Here is a 22,369-nt window from a genome sequence, read left to right as displayed (position 1 = left end):
CTTTCCCCCGTGGTAGGTGTTCAATACCGCATGCTTGAAGGCATGAAAAATTTTTAAGGGGGACTATGCTAATATGGATACAATGGGAAGACACGTAATTGCTGAACTTTGGGGATGCAACAGTGAAAAGCTGAATGACATGAGATTTATTGAAGAGACGTTTGTTGACGCTGCCCTTAGAGCAGGTGCAGAAATTCGTGAGGTTGCTTTTCATAAGTTTGCGCCGCATGGCGTGAGCGGGGTTGTTATTATTTCTGAATCACATTTAACAATTCACAGTTTTCCAGAGCATGGTTATGCAAGCATCGATGTATACACTTGTGGGGATCGTATTGATCCAAATGTGGCTGCTGATTATATTTCACAGGCTTTGGAAGCAAACAGCCGTGAAAATCTAGAGGTTCCACGTGGAATGGGTCCTGTTAAAGTTAAAAATAAAGTTGCCGCTAATTAATAAAATGAAAGCTAAGTCGAAAAAGAGGTGTGTTTTAGCACCTCTTTTTTTACTTTCTGTTTAAATAGAAGAGTCAAGAGGAGGAGAAACATGCTAAAAAGGCTGCAAAATATCTTGAAAAATAATTCAGAAACTTCCGAGAACCATCAGGACCCTTTACTCCAAACCCATTATTTTAAAGCGAACCGCACGAAAGTTATGGAAGCGGTCGAAGAGCTCGTTAAGCAGCAAAGCAATTATAAACTGCTTGGATCATCCAAGGAGCGCGGAGAACTATCTTTTGAAGTGACTTCTCCAAGGAAGGCTTTTGCTGTTATCACTGCAACCTCTCTCAGACCTTTTAAAACGGCCGTAGATATTAACGTGACATCTGAATCCCCGCTTCCTATTGACTTTGGATACAGCAGGAAGGTAATCCTATCTATAAATGAAGGGTTGAAGGGGAGACTTGAATTTATTGGTACCTCCTTGCTGGAAAACAATTAATTCTTGTCACATGCCCTCCTTTTGTCTAAGATAGAATTATAATAGAGGTTAATTAATTTTTGGAGTTGATCTGCTTTGCGTTGTCCGTCCTGTCAGTTTAACGGTACAAAAGTGCTTGATTCTAGACCGGTCCATTCGGGAAGATCGATTCGCCGCAGACGGGAATGCGAGTCATGCACCTATCGATTTACAACCTTTGAAACAGTTGAAGAAATACCGCTGATTGTTGTGAAAAAAGAGGGTACCCGGGAGGAGTTCAGCAGAGAAAAAATTCTTCGCGGACTCATAAAAGCTTGTGAAAAACGCCCCGTACCTTTAGAAGTTCTTGAAAATATCGTAGATCATATTGAAAAAGACTTAAGGAACCAAGGGATTTCAGAGATAAACAGCAAAGAAGTCGGCGAAAAAGTCATGGATTATCTAGCGGACACGGACGAAGTAGCTTATGTCCGATTTGCTTCGGTATACCGGCAATTTAAGGACATTAATGTATTTATACAAGAACTGAAAGAATTAATAAAAAAAGACGAGCAATAACCTGCGTAAGACACCGGTTTTACGCTTTTTTTTATCAAGCAAAAACTTTTTTTCGAAAGGTGAGAACCATGAGTGTACACTGGAAAGAAATTGTCCCGGTGGATACATATGAGGTTCAATTTAGCGGTTATCTTCATCATATCGACCGCAAAGTATTGACCATGCTGTACCAGCCGTTAATAGGCGCATTTGCCTATAGTTTATATATGACCTTTTGGTGTGATGCCGATATGGAGGCACCAAAACAACAATCGCATCAAAGACTTATGAATGTCACCCAATTTTCATTAAAGGATATTATCTCATCCCGGAAAAAGCTGGAAGCAATCGGACTGCTGAAGACTTTTAAGAGGGAGACGGACGAATCAAGAGCCTACCTCTATGAGCTGCAAACTCCTTTATCTCCCGCTGAATTTTTCAATGACGGGGTTTTAAACATTTATCTGTACAACCGGTTGGGCAAAACAAAATATGGTGAGATGCGTGACCATTTTATACAAGAAAAAACGAAGATGGACGAGTACGAGGAGATCACCTCAGCATTCAATGATATCTTTGTCTCGCTCCATCCCTCGGAAATGACCGCAGGAACATATTCGGAAATCCAGGAGGGTTCGCAGGCGAATCTGGCTGATAGGAAATTGGGCAATCCGCTCTCCATCGCCTTTGACGACTTTGATTTTGAATTGTTGATCTCAAGCATTTCAAGCTTCATCCTTCCAAAGGAGGTCATAACACCGTCTATAAGGGAATCGATACTGAAGCTGGCATATGTATACCAGATGGGACCTATTGAAATGAGCAGGCAAATACAAAACGCTTACCACCTTCATGGAGAGCTGACCATTGAAAACCTTCGGAAAGAAGTACAAAAATGGTACAGGATTGAAAACAATAACCAGCTTCCGCAGATGGCTCTCCGGACCCAGCCGCAGGCCTTAAAATCTTCGGCAGGCACGGAGCCTGTTACAGAAGAAGAAAAAGTGATAAAATTCTTTGAGGAAATATCGCCTTATCAATTACTTGAGCTTCATTCCGGAACGAAGCCGGCAGAAGTCGATTTGAATATTGTTACCTACCTGATGCTGGAGCAGAAAATGACGCCAGGTGTGGTCAATGTTTTGATCGATTATGTGCTGAAGACCAACGATCTTAGGCTTAACCGTTCATTCGTCGAGAAAATTGCAAGCCACTGGGCCAGGAAAAAAGTGCAATCTGTACCGGAAGCGATGGCGCTTGCCCGTGCAGAACAGCAAAAGTACAAGGAATGGCAAGAGCGTAAGCAGACCAATTCATATAAACAAAATGGAAAGCAGAAGAAAGGCGCCCGCCTTCCGGACTGGCTGAAGGATGAAGAATCTGGAACAGGGAAAAAAGAAAAGAACAGCAATAATGATCTGGAAGAGCAAAACCAGCAATGGCTTGAAAACCTGCTGAAAGAAATGTAAAAGGGGGGAACAGACATGGAATCGATGATGGACGCCGTTAAAAAAATGGAGGGGTATGATCAGCTTAAAAAGGAGTATGACCGAATCAAGCAGCATGTACTCGAGGATCCTTATGTTCGCTCGTTCCTTGAGCAGAACCCTGAACTAAATCAGTCAAGCGTTGAAAAAGGGTTGACCAAGCTCTATGAGTATTCTAAGGAAAAAAACCATTGTTCCAGCTGCCCGGGGCTTGACCTTTGCCCGAACCTGATGCAAGGCTATCAGCCTGAGCTGGCTGCCGACAGAAACCAGATCGATATATTTTATGAAAAATGCATGCTGAAGAAACAGGATGAAAAACAAAAGTCGATGAGTGCCCTTATCAGAAGCTATTTTATTCCAAAAGATATACTTCAAGCGTCGTTTGACCGCCTTCACAGCATTGATCAGGACAGAAAAGAAGCGATTGGCGCGGCATGGGATTTTGTAAAGTCAGCCTCTTCCGGAGAAGCAGCAAAAGGAATCTATTTTTACGGCAAATTCGGTGTTGGAAAGACCTATCTGCTCGGTGCCATCGCTAATGCATTAGCTGAGCGGCAGATCCCTTCGCTGCTCGTTCACACTCCAGAGTTTTTGCGGGAGATGAAAAACAGCCTTTCGGACGGCAGCTTCAATGAAAAAATGGAGCTTCTGAAAACCGTGCCAGTCCTTATGCTGGATGACCTCGGTGCTGAAAACATGACGAACTGGGTCAGAGATGAGATCATAGGCGTCATTCTTCAATACCGAATGATGGAGAGGCTGCCGACACTGTACTCGTCCAATTATGATTTTACATTGCTTGAAGAGCATTTTTCCTACTCGCAGAAAGGCGGCCTGGAGCAGGCAAAAGCGAAACGGATCATGGAACGCATACGTCATCTTGCTGTGCCGATCTTTATCGGTGGAGATAAAAACTTCAGGACTCAGCAGTAATCCTGTTTCCGAGAAACCCCTATCTAAAAAAAAAGATAGGGGTTTTTTGTTTAATCTCATGAATCTTCGGGAAGATGCAAATACTACCTAGAGAATCAGCAGACAGAAAGGAAATGAATATGGGAATCATTCTAGCAGTCATTACAGCAGTTTGCTGGGGAAGCATCGTACTGGTCAGCCAAAAACTTGGAGGAGATTCATACAGCCAAACACTGGGTATGACCATTGGTGCTCTTGTCTTTTCAGTGATCACATTTTTTATCGTCCACCCGGAGATCAACACCCTGGTTTTAATCGTAGGTGCCGTATCAGGGGCATTCTGGGTGGTTGGCCAGCGTTTTCAATTTGCCAGCGTTGATCACCTGGGCGTATCCAAAATAGTTCCATTGTCAACAGGAATGCAGCTGTTCGGGACCACACTTTTTGGTGTCCTCGTCTTCCATGAGTGGAAAACAAAAACGGAAATCATCATCGGGATCATCTCGATCTCTGTTATTATTTTGGGGGCAGTATTCACTTCGCTCAGAGATAAAGGCAGCCAGGAGGACAGTGGGAAGAGCTATAAAAAAGGTTTTCTTATTCTGCTGTTGTCTACCGCAGGCTATGTCGGCTATGTGGTTATTGTGAATTGGTTTAAGGTTGGAGGATGGGAAGCGATCTTACCGCAGGCAGCGGGGATGTTTATCGGCGGTTTGCTCCTGACGTTTACTGGGAAGCCTTTTAATAAATTTGCGGTCAGAAATATACTTACGGGTGTTATTTGGAGTACCGGGAATATCACCCTGTTGCTTTCTTTGCCGAAAATCGGGGTGGCAACGAGCTTCTCTCTGTCACAGACAGGGATTATCATTTCCACACTCGGCGGCATCTTCATCCTGAAGGAGAAGAAATCGAAGCGCCAGATCATCTTCGTTATAGCAGGGTGTTTACTTATCATTGCAGGCGGCGTAATGCTCGGTTTCACAAAAAGCTAAGGAGCGGATAAGTTCATGTTTACAGATCTAGAAGGAAAAGCAGTTGTTATTACAGGAGCGAGTACAGGAATCGGAAAGGCATGTGCTCAGCGTTTTGCAAAAGAAAAAGCAAAGATCACTGTCAATTATTTTACTGAAAAGGGCAATGAAGTGGAAGAACTGCTTCAAGAGCTGAGAGATCTCGGTGGAGAAGCGATCGCGGTTCAGGGAGATGTAACGAAAGAGGAAGATATTAAAAATATGGTCGAACGCACAGTGGAGAACTTCGGAAGACTGGATATCATGATTAATAACGCAGGTATCGAAAACGAGGTTCCCTCTCACGAGCTTTCTCTTGAGGATTGGAATAAAGTAATCGCAACCAATCTTACCGGACAGTTTCTTGGCTGCCGCGAAGCGATCTCCTATTTTCTGAAGAATAACATTGAGGGCTGCATCATTAACATGTCGAGTGTACACGAGATCATTCCTTGGCCGCACTTTGTGCACTATGCAGCAAGCAAAGGCGGTGTGAAACTTATGACCGAAACGTTGGCGATGGAGTACGCACCGAAGAAAATCAGGGTCAATGCCATTGCCCCAGGGGCGATCAACACACCGATCAATGCCGAAAAGTTTTCAGATCCCGGTAAAAAAGCGGATGTTGAAAAGTTAATTCCAATGGGATATATCGCTGAACCGGAGGAAATTTCGTCGGTCGCTGTATGGCTCGCTTCCAGGGAGTCAAGGTATGTTACGGGCCATACACTCGTCGCTGACGGTGGAATGACGTTATATCCATCGTTTCAGGCAGGCCGGGGTTAAGGATAAAATGAATAATCATCCCAGGACAAACCGTCTGTTCGACGGTTTGTCCTTTTTTGTGGCAGCATCTTTCCGCTGCAGCCCCGCTTCGCAAATTTTATTAAAATGTGATAGGATAATAGAATGCTACATAAGATGTCCGTAACTGGAGGTAATATAGATGAGCATTGATGCGATTTTGCAGAAAGCCCTTGATGGCAGACGATTAACTGTCGAGGATGCGGTTGCACTATATGAGAGTGATGAAGTTGAAAAAATGGGTGAGGCAGCCGATGTGATCATGAAGCGCTGGCATCCAGAGCCGATCACAACGTTTGTCATTGGTCGAAACGTAAACTACACGAATTTTTGTGATACATACTGCCGTTTCTGTGCCTTCTATCGCCCGCCTGGAAGCAAGGAAGGTTATGTTTTGGATGATGAAGTGATCTTCCAAAAAATCCAGGAAACGATCGATGTTGGAGGAACAGAGATCTTGATGCAGGGTGGAACAAATCCAAATCTTCCATTCTCCTATTACACGGATCTGCTTCGCAATATTAAAAAGCGCTTTGATATTACGATGCACTCTTTCTCTCCGGCAGAGATCTGGAAGATGGTTGAAGTCTCAGGCCTTTCGTTGGAAGAAGTCCTGAAAGAGCTGAAGGAAGCAGGGCTAGATTCGCTGCCTGGCGGAGGAGCTGAAATCCTGGATGACCGTACGAGGAAAAAAATCAGCCGTCTGAAAGGGTCATGGACTGAGTGGATCGACTGCATGAAAACCGCGAAGAAAGTCGGCCTTCATTCCACGGCAACGATGGTTATCGGTTTCGGCGAGACATTTGAAGAGAGAGCGCTGCATCTGCAGCGTGTTCGTGATGCCCAGGATGAAACGAACTGTTTTCTTGCCTTCATCTCCTGGACGTTCCAGCCCGATAACACGAACTTAAAGGGTGAGAAAACAACACCGGGTGAATATCTTAAAAATGTTGCGATCTCACGCCTGTTCCTGGATAATATCCCTAACTTCCAGTCTTCATGGGTGACAATGGGTCCAGAAGTCGGAAAGAAATCTCTGCATTATGGCTGCAATGATTTTGGAAGCACAATGATGGAAGAGAATGTGGTTTCGGCGGCAGGAACGACGCATAAGGTCAACACGAACCTGACACTGCGCCTCATCCGTGAAGCGGGCAAAATTCCTGCCCAGCGTAATACCAAATACGAAATACTTCGTGTGTTCAATGAAGAAGAAACTGCCGAAAAAGATTTCGTCATGCAGAACTAACTAAACATTTAAAATCCCCGCCCGCTGGGTGAGGATTTTTTTTATCATAAAATTAATTATTGGAATATTTTTATTTTTAATAATTTTGTTATAATAGGGGGGATTACATAAATTAAGGGGGAAAAAGAATGAAAAAAGTGGTGTTATTATTAACGCTGATGAGTTTGCTGGCACTGGCGGCATGCGGGGGCAAGTCGACATCGACACCAGGAAGTGCGTCGGGTGAGGAATTCGTAGTTGGAACAGATGCGGCATATGCACCGTTTGAGTACTTAAAGGACGGGAAAATTGTCGGATTTGATGTTGATTTGCTCAAGGCTGTAATGAAAGAAGCCAAGCTGGATTATAAACTAAAAAACACGGGATGGGAACCACTGTTTGCATCACTGCGAGATGAACAAGTGCAGGCTGGGATCTCAGCCATCACGATCAATGACAAAAGAAAACAATCTTATGATTTCTCCACACCTTACTTTGAATCCATCAATAAAATCCTCACGAAACAAGAATCAAATATAAAAAGTGTAGACGATTTAAAAGGGAAAAAAGTCAGTGTCCAAAACGGTACAACAGGGCAGGAGGCGTTAGAGAAGAAGTTCGGGAAAGACAATGCCTCGGTAAAAAAATATGAATCCAACGTATTAGCCATTCAAGCATTGCTGAATGGAGAAGTGGATGCAGTGGTTGCAGATAACACAGTAGTAGACGAATATGCAAAAAACAATCCTGATAAAAAACTTGTCGTTGTAAATGACAAAACGAACTTTGAATCCGAATATTACGGGATAGCGCTTCCGAAAGGAAGTAAAGACAAAGCAACAGTGGATAAAGCTTTGAAAAAGGTCATTGAAGATGGAACATACACAAAAATTTATAAGAAATGGTTTAAAGTTGAACCAAACCTTGATGCACTCAAAAAATAAACCTGCATGATGACCGGAGGAACACATGGATTTTAAATTTGACCTTATCGAAAAATACATGCCTTTTTTTATCAGAGGGACATGGATTACGATTGAAATTTCAGTCGCGAGCATTATTTTGGGCACTGTGCTCGGCCTGTTGATTGCCCTCGGGAAAATGTCTTCTGTTCAGATCATTCGGCAGCCTTTCATATGGTACATCAACTTTTTCCGGGGAACACCGCTTCTCGTGCAAATCCTGCTGATCCATTTTGCTGTGATGCCATTGTTTATGAAACCTCCTGTAGCGCTTATATCCGCGATAACAGCACTTTCTCTGAATGCTGCTGCATATATCGCGGAAATATTCCGGGCAGGTATTCAATCCATTGATAAAGGACAGACAGAAGCGGCACGTTCATTGGGGATGACACATGGGCAGACCATGAAGCATATCATCATTCCCCAGGCTTCCAAACGCATGATTCCTCCACTAGGCAACGAGTTTATCGTTCTTATTAAGGACTCTTCACTGGCAGCCATTATCGCAACGGAAGAACTGATGTATTGGGGAAGAGCGATGATGGGTGAATATTACCGTCCATGGGAGCCGTTTTTAACGGTAGCGCTGATCTACCTGATTCTTACTCTGACTTTGACACAGCTTCTAAACTTTCTTGAACGCAAATATGCACTGGATTAAACCGCAGCAGGGAAACCTGCTGTTTTTTAATTAATCTTTGAAAAGAGTTCATTTTTCATGGCTTTGTCCCATATAGTGTAACATCGAGTGTTTGGGGGAGGGACAGGGTTGGCCGAACTTATTTTTGCAGATTATGAAGAAAATAACCAATTACAAAAGGAACTGACGCAGATTGCTCGATCACTTCATATAAAACCTTCCTTTGTAGAAGTAAAAAGCCGCTCGTTACTGGTAAATACCGCAGAGCATCTGGATTCTATTGTTCAGGTGCTGGCTTGTTATACTCGAAAAAAGCTGGAGGAATCGCGCATCCTTTATTTTATTGAACATTTTTTTTGTTTTACTGATAAACAAGAGCAGGCAGAGATTGCTGCGATCGCCAAGCAATTTATCGAGCAGGAGCGAGAGGAAGTGCCCGCGGTAAAAGAACTGGATACTTGCGATTATCATGTAAAGGAAGCATGGAGGAAAATATTATCCGAAAAAGAGCTGTCGTTTACCTTTGAATCGTTTGTACAGTTCCGTTTGAAGGAGTACCTTGATCTTCTTCAAGTTTACGTCGAATGTGCGATTGATGAATATAAACTCGAGCTCGAGTATCAATCTTTCATCGAACAATTGAGAAAATGTGCGGCTGATCAGCCATTTCTTACTTCAGAAATTCATGTGGCGTTCGATGGAAAATTTAAGCTGTACGATGATCAATTCAGGCGGTATAGTGAAAAGGTCCTGCAGCTCATGCATGAGCGAGCATTGGTTCTGACGAAAGAGTTTGACCTTGACGAAAAAGTACTGGGTCCGATCATGGGTTTAGCTCCGGAAGTGCTGTATTTGTACCTGGAAGAGGAAAATCATGGCATGATACATACATTGCAGAACGTCTTTCAGGAAAGACTGATTAAAAAGCCCTTGAAACTGTTTTATGCCTTCCGGAATAAATTTCTCGAAAAGATGGACGGAAGATAAGGATTGCTCTTGATTTTGCAAGACAGTATGAATATAATAATTGTATCAATTGGATACCAGAATCAGTAAAGATAAGGACAACGGATATTTTTTACGGTTTATAGAGAGAGATGCCTGAGGCTGAAAGCATCTTAACACGGAAAAATTTCTTACCCCCTTTGAACTTCAGCGGTGAAGCAAAGTAATCGCTGACGGCCCAAAGCCGTTAATTCTTGACCGAGTGCCATTGCACAATAGTGCGGTGGAACAAGGGTGGAACCACGAGTACAACACTCGTCCCTTTTTGTGGACGGGTGTTTTTTGTATTTTATTTTAATTTTTGACCAAGGAGAGATAAACAATGACAGACATTAAGCTTACATTTCCTGATGGCTCTGTCCGTGAGTACCCGAAAGGAATCACTGCAGAACAAGTAGCGGAGTCCATCAGTTCCAGTCTGAAGAAAAAATCGGTTGCCGGTAAAGTAAACGGGGAATTGTATGATTTCACCCGTCCGATTGAGGTGGATGCATCCATTGAGATCGTTCCTCAAGATTCACCGGAAGGGCTTGAGATGACACGCCACAGTACAGCACACTTAATGGCACAAGCGATTAAACGCATCTATAAGGATGTAAAACTAGGTATTGGGCCTGTTATTGAAAACGGGTTTTACTATGATATCGATCTCGCAGAAGCGCTGACACCCGAAGATCTTCCGAAGATTGAGAAGGAAATGAAAAAGATCGTAAGCGAAAACCTTCCGATTGTTCGTAAAGAAGTCAGCAGGGAAGAAGCGATCGCCATCTTTGAAGGCATTAACGATCACCTGAAACTGGAGCTTATTCGTGACCTTCCGGAGGATGCCGTAATTACAATCTACGAGCAAGGCGAATTTTTTGACCTTTGCCGCGGGCCACATGTTCCTTCCACAGGGAAGATCAAATCCTTTAAGCTGATGAGCATTTCAGGGGCATATTGGAGAGGGGACAGCGACAACCAGATGCTTCAGCGTATTTATGGGGCTGCGTTCCTTAACCAAAAAGAGCTGGATCAGCATCTTGTCTACCTTCAGGAGGCAAAAGAGCGCGATCACCGTAAACTCGGGAAAGAGCTCGATCTTTTCACCGTTTCCCAAAAAATTGGACAAGGCCTGCCCGTTTGGCTTCCCAAGGGTGCGACCATCCGCCGTATCATCGAGCGCTATATTGTAGATACAGAAGTAAGACTTGGCTATGACCATGTATACACACCTCACCTGGGAAGCGTAGAGCTTTATAAAACATCAGGCCACTGGGATCACTATAAAGAAGACATGTATCCTGCCATTGAGATGGACAACGAGCAGCTCGTTCTGCGCCCGATGAACTGTCCGCACCATATGATGGTGTTCAAGAACAGCATGCACAGCTATCGTGACCTTCCGATCCGGATAGCGGAGCTTGGCACGATGCACCGCCATGAGATGTCTGGAGCATTGGCTGGCTTACAGCGTGTTCGTTCCATGACATTGAACGATGCTCATATCTTTGCGCGTCCTGACCAATTAAAAGATGAGTTCATCCGCGTAGTAAAGCTTATTCAGCGCGTGTACAAAGACTTCGGCATTACTGAATATAAGTTCCGTCTTTCATACCGCGATCCTGAAGATAAGGAAAAATATGTAAACAACGATGAGATGTGGGAAAAAGCACAGGCTCTCCTTAAAGAAACAATGGAAGATATGGATTTGGATTATGTAGAAGCAGAAGGAGAGGCGGCATTCTATGGTCCGAAGCTTGATGTTCAGGTAAAAACAGCTCTCGGAAAAGAAGAGACGCTCTCTACCGTTCAGCTTGACTTCCATTTGCCGGAGCGCTTCGATTTAACGTATAAAGGCAGCGACGGCAAAGATCACCGCCCTGTTGTCATTCACCGCGGTGTCGTTTCAACAATGGAACGCTTTGTTGCCTTCCTGATTGAAGAATACAAAGGCGCATTCCCGGTATGGCTTGCACCTGTACAGGTTCAGATTATCCCTGTATCCGCTGTTCATGAAGAGTATGCGAGAAAGATCAGCGATGAATTGCTGGAAGAAGGCATTCGCGTGGAAGTCGACAATCGTGACGAAAAGCTTGGATATAAAATCCGTGAAGCTCAAATGCAAAAAATACCGTACATGCTCGTACTTGGCGATCAGGAAATCGCAGATCAAGCTGTAAACGTCCGCAAGTATGGTGAGCAAAAATCAGAAACTGTTTCTTTTGAAGCGTTCAAATCAAGTATACTTGAGCAAGTGAATAAAAGAGGATAGTTCAGCAGAACTGCGAAGTCCATTCGCAGTTCTTTTTTTACTTGCAATGTTCAAAAGGTTCATGTAAAATAAACTCTGTTGTGAAAAATAAGAACAGTAGTTGACAAGGTGTTCTTGACAATGGTATATTAACTTAGGTAATTAAATAGTTGAGTTTCGAACCAAAGCAGAAGCACCCGCTTCTCACCTGTCCAACGCGTACGCAGTTGGCTGGTCGACCGAACTTTCAGAAATGATGATGAGGTAGTGTGGGTGCAGTATGCGCCGACGCTTTTTTATTTGTTTACAAAATGCTGAGTGGAACTGACTCACATAAATTCTTGGAGGTGACTTACTATTAGTAAGGACATGTCTGTCAATGAGGGCATCCGTGCTCGTGAAGTAAGACTTATCGGGGCTGATGGCAGCCAGCTAGGGATTAAAACACGTCATGAAGCTCTTGATATTGCGGCAAATGCCAATCTTGATCTTGTGCTTGTTGCTCCTAACGCAAAACCGCCGGTATGCCGAATCATGGACTACGGTAAGTTTAAGTTTGAGCAGCAAAAGAAAGACAGAGAAGCGCGTAAGAATCAAAAGATTGTTACAACGAAAGAAATTCGCTTGAGCCCTACAATTGAGGAACATGATTTTAACACAAAGCTTAGAAATGCCCGCAAGTTCCTTGAAAAAGGCGATAAAGTGAAAGCAAGCATTCGTTTCCGTGGCCGTGCGATCACGCACTCCTCAATCGGAAAAACTGTGCTTGAAAAATTGGCTAAAGAATGTGAAGACGTTGCTACGGTTGAAGTTCGACCTAAGATGGAAGGCCGGAGCATGTTCCTCATTTTAGCACCAACAACCGAAAAATAATCATTATCAGGGAGGAATCCAATCATGCCTAAAATGAAAACACATAAAGGTGCTGCAAAGCGCTTCAGAAAGACTGGTACAGGTAAACTTAAGCGTGCTCGTGCGTTTACAAGCCATTTGTTCGCTAACAAATCTACAAAAGCTAAGCGTAAACTTCGTAAAGCTAAGATTGTTACAAGCGGAGACTTCAAACGTATCCGTACACTATTGACTTACAAGAAAAAATAAGAATCGATTCACATATATCTAGGAGGGTTTTAAAATGCCAAGAGTAAAAGGTGGCTATGTGTCACGTCGTCGTCGTAAAAAAGTATTGAAGTTAGCTAAAGGTTATTTCGGATCCAAACATAAGTTATTTAAAGTTGCTCAACAGCAAGTTTTCAAATCTCTTATGTATGCATACCGTGACCGCCGTCAAAAGAAACGTGATTTCCGTAAACTTTGGATCACTCGTATCAACGCAGCGGCTCGCACAAACGGTCTTTCTTACAGCCGTTTAATGCATGGCCTAAAAGTTGCAGGCATTGACATCAACCGTAAAATGCTTGCTGAAATCGCTGTTTCTGATGAAAAAGCATTCGCTGAACTTGCTTCTAAAGCAAAAGACAGCCTAAAAGCATAAGTTAAGCACCCAAAAAGCCATTTTCCATGAAGGAAATGGCTTTTTTAATTAGATTCAGCTTTCATAGAATAAAGGAGAATTGATTGGTATGATCTACATTTATCTGGTACTTATTAATATCATTGCCTTCTGGCTGATGCATCATGATAAAGAAGCGGCAAAGGCAGGAAAGTGGCGGACGCCAGAACGCCGGCTTTGGCTGGTGGCGATCATTGGAGGTGCCTGCGGCATCTGGGCCGGTATGGCACAATTCCGGCATAAAACCAAGCATCCAAGCTTTCAGATCGGGGTGCCCCTGCTCGTGCTGGCCGATTTTTTCATCGTTGCCAGGTACTTCATCTAACGATATTTCAATCCTGCTGCAGATAACGTTTATCTTTAAGGAAAAGCCTCCAGAATACATAGAAGCCAGGTGTCAGGATGGCTAAACCGACCGCATACATGATCATGAGTGAATAGAACGTTTCCTTTGCCGTAAACGCATCGTAAATGGTCAGGTTCGGATAAACAATATAAGGCAGGTGGGCCATGCCGTATCCATAGCTGGCAAAGCCGTATTGAGCAACAATGGCCAGGAGGGTAACACGCGGTTTACCCCTTGTTTGTCCGTCTTTGTTCCTCAGCCAAAGAGAACAATAGCCGACGACAAATGCTATGAGGGAGAGGATGAACCAAATTCGTTGATCATACAGATTATCGAGCAGCCAGCCGGCTTCAGGCTGTATCACCAGCAGGGTGATCACGGCCGCCAGAAGGGTAGAAGGGCCGAGCAGCAATGCATTTCTCCTGTAGAGCCTATAGGCATCTTCCTGCTTTGAAACCCTTGAGTAATCCGCAAGAAACAAGGAAGAGAGGAACAGCTCAGACGTGAGTCCAAACAAAATGTACATATATAAAGAAGGACTCGAAAACAGCTTTCCAAGGAGAAGTGTATCTCTTCCGTTCATTCCTTCAATAAATCCGCCCTGGCTAACAGGCAGTACCGTTATTAGCAAGGCGGGAATCAAAACACCGCACAAACCGGAGATAATAAACATCGTTTTGCGGTATCCTTGAACGGAAAAGGAAAATACCATAAAAGCACTCCGAATAGAAAGCAAAAATAAGATCAGAGAAATCGGAATCAAGAGAACGGTTCCAAGTGTAAATGCTCCCTTCGGAAAGAAGCCAACGAAGGCGACGACGAGAAGGACGAGAAAGACGTTTGTAATCTCCCAGGTCGGTGAAAGGAACCGGTTCGCAATTTTTCCGGCAAAAGACCGGTGCTCGTTGTAAACCATCGCCCAGAACCCTGCTCCGAAATCAATGGATCCAAAAATGCTATAGATAAAGATAAAGGTCCATAAGACCAATATGGCAATGACTTCTTCGTTCATAATGCTCCCTCTTTCATCAATTAATAGCCAGGGTATTTTTCAAAGTCTTTGGAAACCGGGTGTCTTTTAAAGTAGCTTGTAAGAATCAGGATGGTCAGGACGCTGAGCAGCAGGTAGAGACCGATGAACAGGAGAAACAGTGGGGCAAGGTTTTCAGATTGTGTAGCCGCCTCTGCAGTGGTCTGAACTCTGTAGATCGTCCACGGCTGTCTTCCGCTGCAGCTGAATATCCACCCGAATTCGATGCCCAGCATGGATAGGGGACCTGAAAAGATTAAGATGAACAGAAGCCATTTAGGAAATGGCTTCTGTTTTCTCTTGCCGTAATACCACCAGAAAAACAGGGCGACAGCAGCCAGGGCCAGCAAAAGAAAACCGATGCCTACCATAACATTAAAGAGGGTGTGAACATAAAAAGGCGGCCAGGTCTCACGCGGGAATTCATAGAGTCCTTTAACCTCTGTATCGAACTTGCCGGCCGCGAGCCAGCTGAGCATCCATGGAAGTTCTATACCATATTTTACTTCCTCCGTCTTCGGATCAGTGAACCCTCCGATCGCAAGCGGTGCATACCGCTGGGTTTTAAATAATCCTTCAGCGGCAGCAAGCTTCTCAGGTGAATGCTCATGCAGAATCTGTGCAGAGTGGTGGCCTGAAAAACTTGAAATCAATGAAAAAGTCAAACCTACAATAAGGGCGAGTAAAAATCCCTTTTTATGATAAGCGGATTCATTCTTGGAGAGTTTTCCTCTCAGAAGCTTATAAGCTCCTACAGATGCTACGGCAAAACCACCGGTCATATAGGCGGTCACCGATACGTGGAAGGCAGATGAAAGGAAGCTTGGATTGAAAAAGGCGTCCCAGGGATGAACATCAAAAATCGTGCCGTCCTTCGTGATCTTAAAGCCGTCAGGGGTATTCATCCACGTGTTAACGGCGGTGATCAGAATGGCAGATGCTACTGCGCCAAATGCTACAAGGATCACAGAGATGATCCTGAAATACTTCGGCAGCCTGTCCGCTGCGTAAACGTAGATGGACATGAACAAGGCTTCGATAAAGAAGGCAAACAGTTCAATTTGGAAGGGGAGGGAGATGACCTTTCCTACAATCTCCATAAATCCCGGCCAAAGCAAGGACAGCTGTACACCGACGATCGTACCTGAGGGAATAGCGACACCGAGCAGCACAGCAAAAGCTTTTGTCCAGCGCTTGGCCATAATGGCATAATCATTGTCTTTTTTTACATGATGAAGGATTTCCGCGATTACGATCATCAGGGGAATTCCAACGCCAAGAGTTGCAAAAATGATATGAAAGGCAAGAGACGTACCGAAAAAAGCACGAGCCAGCACAACTGTATCCAAATAAACCACTCCTCAAACAAATGGTTTCATGTAAAATAAAACCATCTTTTCTAATCTTTAACTTGTCATAAAAGACATGTAAATATTCATGGATTTGGGAGTAGGAAGAGAATAACTGCTCGTCTTATGTCATAAGATGGCGATAAAGGGGGGTTGAAACATGCAGCATGAGCTCGCAGAAATCCTTAATATTCTGAAGTTTGCAGGTATTTTTGCTCCTGTCTTTTTTATTCTGCTCCATATGATGAGGCAGTTTCTTTTTCTGCCTGTAGGTTTGATCTGTATGGCAGGCGGGGTTCTGTTCGGATCGGTCTATGGAACGCTCTATTCCATCATCGGCATCACCCTGTCCAGCCTGCTGTTCTACGGACTGCTGAAAAGAATGCCGAATTCACTCAACCGGTTTATGAAAATCAAGCGGAAAATCGTAGGCAAACGAATGCCGTTCTCGATCGGCCAGATTGCTATATTAAAGCTTATCCCTTTCATCCATTTTTCTCTGCTTTCCCTTTTGGTTCTGGAGATAACAAAAGGTTTTAAGGAATATACTAAAGCAAGCGTGGTGTCCAACGTTCCGCTTGCCTTCATGTACTCTACGTTCGGTCATTACATCTTTCATCTCTCCGTCGTGTGGGGAATCGGAATTGCTGCCATGATGCTCGTCTTCTTTCATCTCTTGAGAACGAAAGAATGGATCGTAAAATGGGAGGATTTCTTTGAAAAAGAAAAAGGAAAAACTCCAGCCAAAAGTGCATGATCATGTGGAAACAGCCTCAGGGACACTCACCTGGGGTTTTTGTTATAATGAGCGAAAGGAGTGGATAACGTGGGTTTTAAAGAATTATTTGAAATGCAGAATCAGCTGAATGAACGAATTGTTCAGGAGCACGCTCTACATAACGAAGATTTATACGATAAGAGACTTCTCGCCTTGCTTGTCGAGCTTGGGGAGTTGGCGAACGAAACCCGGTGTTTTAAATATTGGAGTGTAAAGCCACCGTCTTCGGACAGCGTCATTTTAGAGGAATATGTGGACGGGCTGCACTTTGTGCTGTCTGTCGGACTCGATCACGGCCTGCAGGATGCGATAAAGGAAGGAACAGTTGTCAGCGAAGATCTGACGTCCCAGTTCCTGTGCCTTTACCGCACAATCAGCGAGCTTCAAGGTAAAAAAGATACCCAACTGTTCAGCCGATTATTTTCTGAATACCTCGGGCTTGGACATCTCCTCGGTTTTACGGAAGAAACAATCTTCAAAGGGTATTATTCCAAAAACCAAGTCAACCACCAAAGGCAGGATGAAGGTTATTAGGCTGAAAACTGAAGTTCGTTTTCAGCCCTCGGAGCTGTAGCTAAACAATAACAAAAATCCCGGGAAGCGACACCCGGGATTCTTGTTATTTTAAACCGTTGGATAAGGTAGAAAGCATCTCTTCCTTTTTCTGGTTGTCTGATTCTTTCCAGATCACTTCAAACAGTACGCCGAGACCAGGAAGCATTTTTTCTTCACCGCTCTGGATCGCGTCAATGATCGTACTCTCCAATTGTTCTTTGTTGTTTCCAGACACGTTGGCCAGAACTGCTTTACGGATATCGATATCCATCATTATCACCTCAAACAGATTTATTTCATAAAGTTTGTGCCTATTTCCTAGTTTTTATTAAGGGCCGATGGATTATGTATCATTTTGAAGATATAATAAAAAAAGTTGAGAGAGATTAAAGGATGGTTAGATCGGATGAAACGGATTGAATCAGAACAAAATGCTTCCATTAAACAATGGAAAAAGCTATACACAAGAAAAGAACGGGATAAATCCGGGCAATTTATCATTGAGGGGCCGCATCTTATTGAAGAAGCGATCAATCATAATGTCCAGATCGCCCATTTGATAGTAGAGGAATCATATCGCCTTCCTGCTGAATGGGAACAGATGCGCCTTGATCCATGGATCGTTACTAAAAAAATAATGGGAATGCTGAGCGATACAGAACATCCGCAAGGCGTCTTGGCCATCTGCCGCATGAGCTCAAACGAACTGCAAATAAAAGCCGGCGGGAAATATCTATTTGTTGACGGCGTCCAGGATCCGGGGAACCTCGGTACGATCATTCGTACGGCCGATGCTTCGGGTCTTGATGGGGTTGTGCTCGGAGAAGGTACAGTTGATGTCTACAACAGTAAGGTCCTTCGCTCTACACAAGGATCGTTGTTTCACCTTCCTGTTGTAAAAGGAAAATTAGAAGAATGGATGGATGAGTGCAAGCAGATGGAAGTCCCGGTCTATGTTTCTGCGTTAAAAGGGGCCCAATCTCTTCATGACGTTAATTCTTCCGGTTCGTTCGCGCTCGTTGTCGGCAACGAGGGCAGCGGGGTCCGAACCGAGATTATGGAGTCTGCAGACCAGCTTGTTTATATCCCGATGTTCGGCAACGCTGAATCGCTAAATGTGGCGGTTGCGGCAGGTATCATGTTGTATGAACTTCAGAAGAACGGTCAATAACGAAAAGGAATACCGTAATAAGACAGATTGGCGATTGCACAGTCCACGAAGTTCATCTATAATAAAAACAGCTGAATAAATGAAATGCAATGATGGAGAGTAGTACATAAAAGCTCGCCGCCAAGGGAGGAAACATCTCGACTGAAAGTGTTTCTGCGGTAGAATTTATCGAATTCACTCCTGAGCAGTCGCCTGAACCGACAGTAGGGCGGACCGGACCAAGTCCGTTATGTGAACGAAGTGAACAAGTGAGGGCCTTGGCCTGAAAACTTGGTAAATCTGGGTGGTACCGCGAATCCTCGTCCCTTTTATGGACGGGGATTTTTTATTTTCAAGGCTGTCAGGCTTTGAAATGAGTCATGAATATGAGGAGGCAAATGTTATGCAGGACCGATTGCAGGCATTAAAGGAAGAGGCATTGCTGAAAATCCAGCAGGCGAATGAACTGAAAGAACTACAGGAGATTAAAGTTTCTTATTTGGGTAAAAAAGGCCCAATCACTGAAGTGCTAAAAGGAATGGGAAAATTGTCTCCAGAGGAGCGTCCAGTGATCGGCGCTTATGCCAATGAAGTAAGGGATGCTATTACAGCAGCGCTCGATACAAAGATCAGACAGCTGGAGCAAGCAGCTATTGAAGAAAAGCTGAATAAAGAAGCGATCGATGTGACGCTTCCCGGCCGTCCGGTAAGGAAAGGAAATTCACATCCGTTAACAGCGGTCATCGAAGAAATAGAAGATCTTTTCTTAACGATGGGCTTTACCGTAGCAGAGGGTCCTGAAGTGGAGACCGATTATTACAATTTTGAAGCCTTGAACCTGCCGAAAGGCCATCCGGCTAGAGACATGCAGGACTCTTTCTTTATTACAGAGGACATTCTCCTGCGTACCCAGACTTCCCCTGTACAGGCAAGAACGATGGAAAAGCATCATGGAAGAGGGCCGGTTAAAATCATCTCTCCCGGAAAAGTTTACAGGCGGGATGATGATGATGCTACCCACTCTCATCAGTTCATGCAGATTGAAGGACTTGTCGTTGACGAGAACGTCCGATTGAGCGATTTAAAAGGTGTGCTCGAAACCTTCGCGAAAAAAATGTTCGGTGAGGATCGCAAAATTCGATTGCGTCCGAGCTTCTTCCCGTTCACTGAGCCTTCCGTTGAAATGGACATTTCCTGTTTTAAATGCGGCGGGAAAGGCTGCTCGATCTGTAAGCATACGGGATGGATCGAGATCCTCGGAGCCGGTATGGTGCATCCGAACGTATTGGAGATGGCTGGCTTTGACTCTAAGAAATACACAGGGTTTGCATTTGGAATGGGCCCTGAGCGGATCGCCATGCTCAAGTACGGCATCGATGATATCCGTCATTTTTACACCAATGATCTTCGTTTCTTAAAACAATTCAAAAAGGCATAAGGAGGGGAACCCTGTGTTAGTTTCATATAACTGGCTGAAAGAGTATGTAAATATTGATATCACGGCTGCAGAGCTGGGTGAAAAAATTACGAAAAGTGGAATTGAAGTAGAAATCGTGGAGTCCCTCAACAAAGGGATCACTGGAGTGATCGTTGGACATGTGCTGGAATGTGTTCAGCACCCGAACGCGGATAAGCTACGGGTCTGTAAAGTTGACATCGGTGCAGAAGAACCGGTACAGATTGTATGCGGCGCACCAAACGTGGCTGCGGGACAAAAAGTTCCGGTCGCGCAGGTAGGTGCCGTACTTCCTGGGAATTTCAAGATTAAAAAGGCGAAACTTCGCGGAGAAGCGTCACATGGGATGATCTGTTCCCTCACTGAACTGGGTGTGGATACCAAACTGGTGCCAAAAGAGTATTCGGCCGGAATATTCGTCATGCCTTCTGATGCACAAGTTGGCAGCGATGCTTTGAGCTACTTGAACCTGGATGACTATGTTCTTGAGCTTGGGTTGACACCAAACCGTGCAGACTGCTTGAACATGATTGGTGTCGCATATGAAGTAGCAGCCATTCTTAACGAAGAACTGCGGCTGCCTGAAGTTCCACTTGAACATACCGGTGAAAAAGCTTCAGATTATATTTCAGTAAAAGTTGATGCAACAGAAGACAATCCTTACTATGGAGCGATGCTGATCAAGAATGTTTCTATCGGGCCATCACCTCTTTGGATGCAAAACCGGTTGATTGCAGCGGGAATCCGTCCGATTAATAATGTGGTGGATATTACGAACTACGTATTGCTCGAATACGGACAGCCGCTTCATGCCTTTGACTATGACCGTTTCGGATCCAGGGAAGTGGTCGTCCGCCGAGCGAAAGACGGAGAAGAAATTGTGACGCTTGATGACACGGAAAGAAAATTAAACAGCAGCCATCTTGTCATCACCAATGGTGAAGTACCGGTTGCAGTAGCCGGTGTCATGGGCGGTGCAACATCGGAAGTTCAGGAAGATACTACGACAGTTCTGCTTGAAGCCGCTTATTTTGAAGGACAACGTGTAAGAGCTGCATCCAAGGATCTTGGGCTCCGAAGTGAAGCCAGTGCACGATATGAAAAAGGAATCGACCGCAACCGTGTGTACGAGGCAGCCCGCCGTGCTGCTTCCTTAATGGCGCAATATGCTGGAGGAGAAGTGGCGGAAGGCATTGTTGAGGATGGCGAACGCTCGGTAAGTGAAGGAACCGCTGAAGTCACCCGAACGAGAATTAACAGCTTGCTCGGAACAGCGATTGAAAACGAACAAATCAGTGAAATCTTCACAAGACTTCGTTTTCCATTTGAGGTACAGGGAGAAACATTCAAGGTTACCGTTCCCGCGAGAAGGCCGGATATTACCATTGATGCGGACCTTGTAGAGGAAGTGGGAAGAATCTATGGATATGACCGTATTCCTACCACGTATCTTGTAACAGAAAGCCGACCTGGCGGACTTAGCCCCTATCAGGCTGCCCGAAGAAAGGTTATGCGTTATCTTGAAGGCGCTGGACTGTATCAGGCTGTAACTTATGCACTGACCACTCCTGAAAAAGCAACCAGCTTCTCTTTTGTGAAGGAGCAGCAGGAAAATATACAAACCATTTCGGTTTCCCACCCGATGAGCGAGGAGCGGAGTACCCTTCGAAGCACACTCATTCCTCAGCTTCTTGAAGTGGTGCGCCATAATCATCACCGTTCACTTGATGATGTAGGTGTGTTTGAAATCAGTTCTGTCTTCTTTACCATTGAACAGCCGATCTCTGTTCTGCCTGAAGAGAAAACGTATCTCTCCGGTGCGCTCACAGGCCTTTGGAATATCCATCCTTGGCAGGGTGAAAAGAAGAGAACGGACTTTTTCGTGGTGAAAGGAATTCTTGAAGGATTGTTCGAAGAACTCGGATTAAGCAGCAGAATTTCTTTTGAGAGTGAAAGTTTGAAAGGGATGCATCCAGGAAGAACAGCAGTCATCAAGCTTGACAGCATCACGATCGGCCTGATCGGCCAGATACACCCGGGAACTCAAAAAGAATGGGATCTAAACGAAACTTACGTGTTTGAGATGGATCTGGATCAGTTAATCCAGACGATCGTTGAACCTACCGTTTATCAGACACTGCCTCGATTCCCTTCCATCACGAGAGATATCGCATTGGTGGTTGACAAGAACCTGCCTGCCGGAGATTTAAACACTGTCATTCATGAAGCGGGAGGAGCTCTTCTGAAAGAAAGCAGCTTGTTTGACTTGTATGAAGGCGAGCACATGGAGGAAGGCAAAAAGTCACTGGCCTTCTCATTAAAATATTTTGATCCTGAACGTACGCTTACGGATGAAGAAGTAACAAAAGCTCATGAAAACATTCTGCGCAGCCTGGAAGAACGATTCGGGGCTGAGCTTCGGAAATAATAGGCAAATAAAGACCCG

At 44.4% G+C, this 22,369-nt stretch carries 24 protein-coding genes and 3 other annotated features; of the genes, 21 read left to right on the top strand and 3 right to left on the bottom strand.

What is annotated here, in order from left to right; all coding sequences use genetic code 11:
- Positions 1–73: 73 nt before the first annotated feature.
- From speD to ABHN01_RS18300, 16 genes are all read left to right on the top strand, one after another.
- Complete coding sequence (gene speD, locus ABHN01_RS18375) at positions 74–454, top strand: adenosylmethionine decarboxylase (protein WP_290398740.1); 381 nt, start codon at positions 74–76, stop codon at positions 452–454.
- Positions 455–544: 90 nt separating this feature from the next.
- Complete coding sequence (locus ABHN01_RS18370) at positions 545–940, top strand: cytosolic protein (protein ID WP_290398741.1); 396 nt, start codon at positions 545–547, stop codon at positions 938–940.
- A 75-nt stretch (positions 941–1,015) separates the two neighbouring features.
- Positions 1,016–1,477: a transcriptional regulator NrdR gene (gene nrdR, locus ABHN01_RS18365; RefSeq protein WP_290398742.1), complete on the top strand. Its 462-nt coding sequence runs from the start codon at positions 1,016–1,018 to the stop codon at positions 1,475–1,477.
- Between the two features lie 68 nt (positions 1,478–1,545).
- Entirely contained in the window at positions 1,546–2,925 is a 1,380-nt protein-coding gene (locus tag ABHN01_RS18360; RefSeq protein WP_290398743.1) for a replication initiation and membrane attachment family protein, read from the top strand.
- A gap of 15 nt (positions 2,926–2,940) precedes the next feature.
- Positions 2,941–3,879, top strand: coding sequence for a primosomal protein DnaI (gene dnaI / locus ABHN01_RS18355; RefSeq protein ID WP_290398744.1), 939 nt, complete (start codon positions 2,941–2,943; stop codon positions 3,877–3,879).
- A gap of 119 nt (positions 3,880–3,998) precedes the next feature.
- On the top strand, positions 3,999–4,853 hold the full coding sequence (locus ABHN01_RS18350) for a GRP family sugar transporter (protein WP_429876711.1): 855 nt from the start codon (positions 3,999–4,001) through the stop codon (positions 4,851–4,853).
- A 15-nt stretch (positions 4,854–4,868) separates the two neighbouring features.
- Positions 4,869–5,657 (top strand): glucose-1-dehydrogenase, encoded by a 789-nt coding sequence (locus tag ABHN01_RS18345; protein ID WP_429876710.1) that lies wholly within the window; start codon positions 4,869–4,871, stop codon positions 5,655–5,657.
- A gap of 160 nt (positions 5,658–5,817) precedes the next feature.
- The gene (gene mqnC / locus ABHN01_RS18340; protein WP_429876709.1) at positions 5,818–6,924 is read left to right on the top strand and encodes a cyclic dehypoxanthinyl futalosine synthase; all 1,107 of its coding nucleotides are present in this window, start codon (positions 5,818–5,820) and stop codon (positions 6,922–6,924) included.
- A gap of 128 nt (positions 6,925–7,052) precedes the next feature.
- Positions 7,053–7,847 (top strand): basic amino acid ABC transporter substrate-binding protein, encoded by a 795-nt coding sequence (locus ABHN01_RS18335; RefSeq protein ID WP_429876708.1) that lies wholly within the window; start codon positions 7,053–7,055, stop codon positions 7,845–7,847.
- Positions 7,848–7,872: 25 nt separating this feature from the next.
- Entirely contained in the window at positions 7,873–8,529 is a 657-nt protein-coding gene (locus ABHN01_RS18330) for an amino acid ABC transporter permease (protein ID WP_290398749.1), read from the top strand.
- Between the two features lie 108 nt (positions 8,530–8,637).
- A complete protein-coding gene (ytxC, locus tag ABHN01_RS18325; RefSeq protein WP_429876707.1) occupies positions 8,638–9,495 on the top strand; it encodes a sporulation protein YtxC in 858 nt (285 codons plus the stop codon).
- A gap of 59 nt (positions 9,496–9,554) precedes the next feature.
- Positions 9,555–9,779, top strand: a binding site (T-box leader).
- A gap of 56 nt (positions 9,780–9,835) precedes the next feature.
- Positions 9,836–11,767 carry a threonine--tRNA ligase gene (thrS, locus tag ABHN01_RS18320; RefSeq protein ID WP_429876706.1) on the top strand — a complete coding sequence of 644 codons (1,932 nt, stop codon included), beginning with the start codon at positions 9,836–9,838 and terminating at the stop codon, positions 11,765–11,767.
- Positions 11,768–11,925: 158 nt separating this feature from the next.
- Positions 11,926–12,050 (top strand) — a sequence feature (ribosomal protein L20 leader region).
- 65 nt (positions 12,051–12,115) lie between these two features.
- Positions 12,116–12,619, top strand: coding sequence for a translation initiation factor IF-3 (gene infC / locus ABHN01_RS18315; protein ID WP_290398752.1), 504 nt, complete (start codon positions 12,116–12,118; stop codon positions 12,617–12,619).
- A 24-nt stretch (positions 12,620–12,643) separates the two neighbouring features.
- Positions 12,644–12,847 carry a 50S ribosomal protein L35 gene (gene rpmI / locus ABHN01_RS18310; RefSeq protein ID WP_290398753.1) on the top strand — a complete coding sequence of 68 codons (204 nt, stop codon included), beginning with the start codon at positions 12,644–12,646 and terminating at the stop codon, positions 12,845–12,847.
- 34 nt (positions 12,848–12,881) lie between these two features.
- Complete coding sequence (gene rplT / locus ABHN01_RS18305; protein ID WP_290398754.1) at positions 12,882–13,241, top strand: 50S ribosomal protein L20; 360 nt, start codon at positions 12,882–12,884, stop codon at positions 13,239–13,241.
- Positions 13,242–13,329: 88 nt separating this feature from the next.
- On the top strand, positions 13,330–13,584 hold the full coding sequence (locus ABHN01_RS18300) for a DUF1294 domain-containing protein (RefSeq protein ID WP_429876705.1): 255 nt from the start codon (positions 13,330–13,332) through the stop codon (positions 13,582–13,584).
- A 7-nt stretch (positions 13,585–13,591) separates the two neighbouring features.
- On the opposite strand, the gene ABHN01_RS18295 is transcribed toward ABHN01_RS18300, so the two are convergent.
- Together ABHN01_RS18295 and ABHN01_RS18290 are read right to left on the bottom strand one after the other, a co-directional pair.
- Complete coding sequence (locus ABHN01_RS18295) at positions 13,592–14,617, bottom strand: cytochrome d ubiquinol oxidase subunit II (protein WP_429876704.1); 1,026 nt, start codon at positions 14,615–14,617, stop codon at positions 13,592–13,594.
- Positions 14,618–14,637: 20 nt separating this feature from the next.
- Positions 14,638–15,984: a cytochrome ubiquinol oxidase subunit I gene (locus ABHN01_RS18290; protein WP_290398757.1), complete on the bottom strand. Its 1,347-nt coding sequence runs from the start codon at positions 15,982–15,984 to the stop codon at positions 14,638–14,640.
- A 160-nt stretch (positions 15,985–16,144) separates the two neighbouring features.
- Here ABHN01_RS18290 and ABHN01_RS18285 point away from each other — a divergent pair, with 160 nt between their 5' ends.
- Positions 16,145–16,741, top strand: a complete 597-nt coding sequence (locus ABHN01_RS18285) for a TVP38/TMEM64 family protein (protein ID WP_429876703.1) — start codon at positions 16,145–16,147, stop codon at positions 16,739–16,741.
- Positions 16,742–16,810: 69 nt separating this feature from the next.
- The gene (locus ABHN01_RS18280; RefSeq protein WP_429876702.1) at positions 16,811–17,296 is read left to right on the top strand and encodes a dUTP diphosphatase; all 486 of its coding nucleotides are present in this window, start codon (positions 16,811–16,813) and stop codon (positions 17,294–17,296) included.
- Positions 17,297–17,381: 85 nt separating this feature from the next.
- Here the strand turns inward: ABHN01_RS18280 and sspI are convergent, their stop codons facing one another.
- Positions 17,382–17,588: a small acid-soluble spore protein SspI gene (gene sspI / locus ABHN01_RS18275; protein ID WP_290399065.1), complete on the bottom strand. Its 207-nt coding sequence runs from the start codon at positions 17,586–17,588 to the stop codon at positions 17,382–17,384.
- Positions 17,589–17,723: 135 nt separating this feature from the next.
- Between sspI and ABHN01_RS18270 the strand changes: the two genes are divergently transcribed.
- From ABHN01_RS18270 to pheT, 3 genes are all read left to right on the top strand, one after another.
- Positions 17,724–18,488 carry a TrmH family RNA methyltransferase gene (locus ABHN01_RS18270; protein ID WP_429876701.1) on the top strand — a complete coding sequence of 255 codons (765 nt, stop codon included), beginning with the start codon at positions 17,724–17,726 and terminating at the stop codon, positions 18,486–18,488.
- Between the two features lie 80 nt (positions 18,489–18,568).
- Positions 18,569–18,798: a binding site (T-box leader), on the top strand.
- Positions 18,799–18,870: 72 nt separating this feature from the next.
- Complete coding sequence (gene pheS, locus ABHN01_RS18265; protein ID WP_429876700.1) at positions 18,871–19,905, top strand: phenylalanine--tRNA ligase subunit alpha; 1,035 nt, start codon at positions 18,871–18,873, stop codon at positions 19,903–19,905.
- A gap of 13 nt (positions 19,906–19,918) precedes the next feature.
- Complete coding sequence (pheT, locus tag ABHN01_RS18260) at positions 19,919–22,351, top strand: phenylalanine--tRNA ligase subunit beta (RefSeq protein WP_429876699.1); 2,433 nt, start codon at positions 19,919–19,921, stop codon at positions 22,349–22,351.
- The last annotated feature ends 18 nt before the right edge of the window (positions 22,352–22,369 follow it).

The sequence above is a fragment of the Fictibacillus sp. NRS-1165 genome (assembly GCF_050468105.1).
Lineage (GTDB): Bacteria > Bacillota > Bacilli > Bacillales > Fictibacillaceae > Fictibacillus_C > Fictibacillus_C terrinigri.
This window is presented reverse-complemented; position numbering and strand designations above follow the sequence as displayed.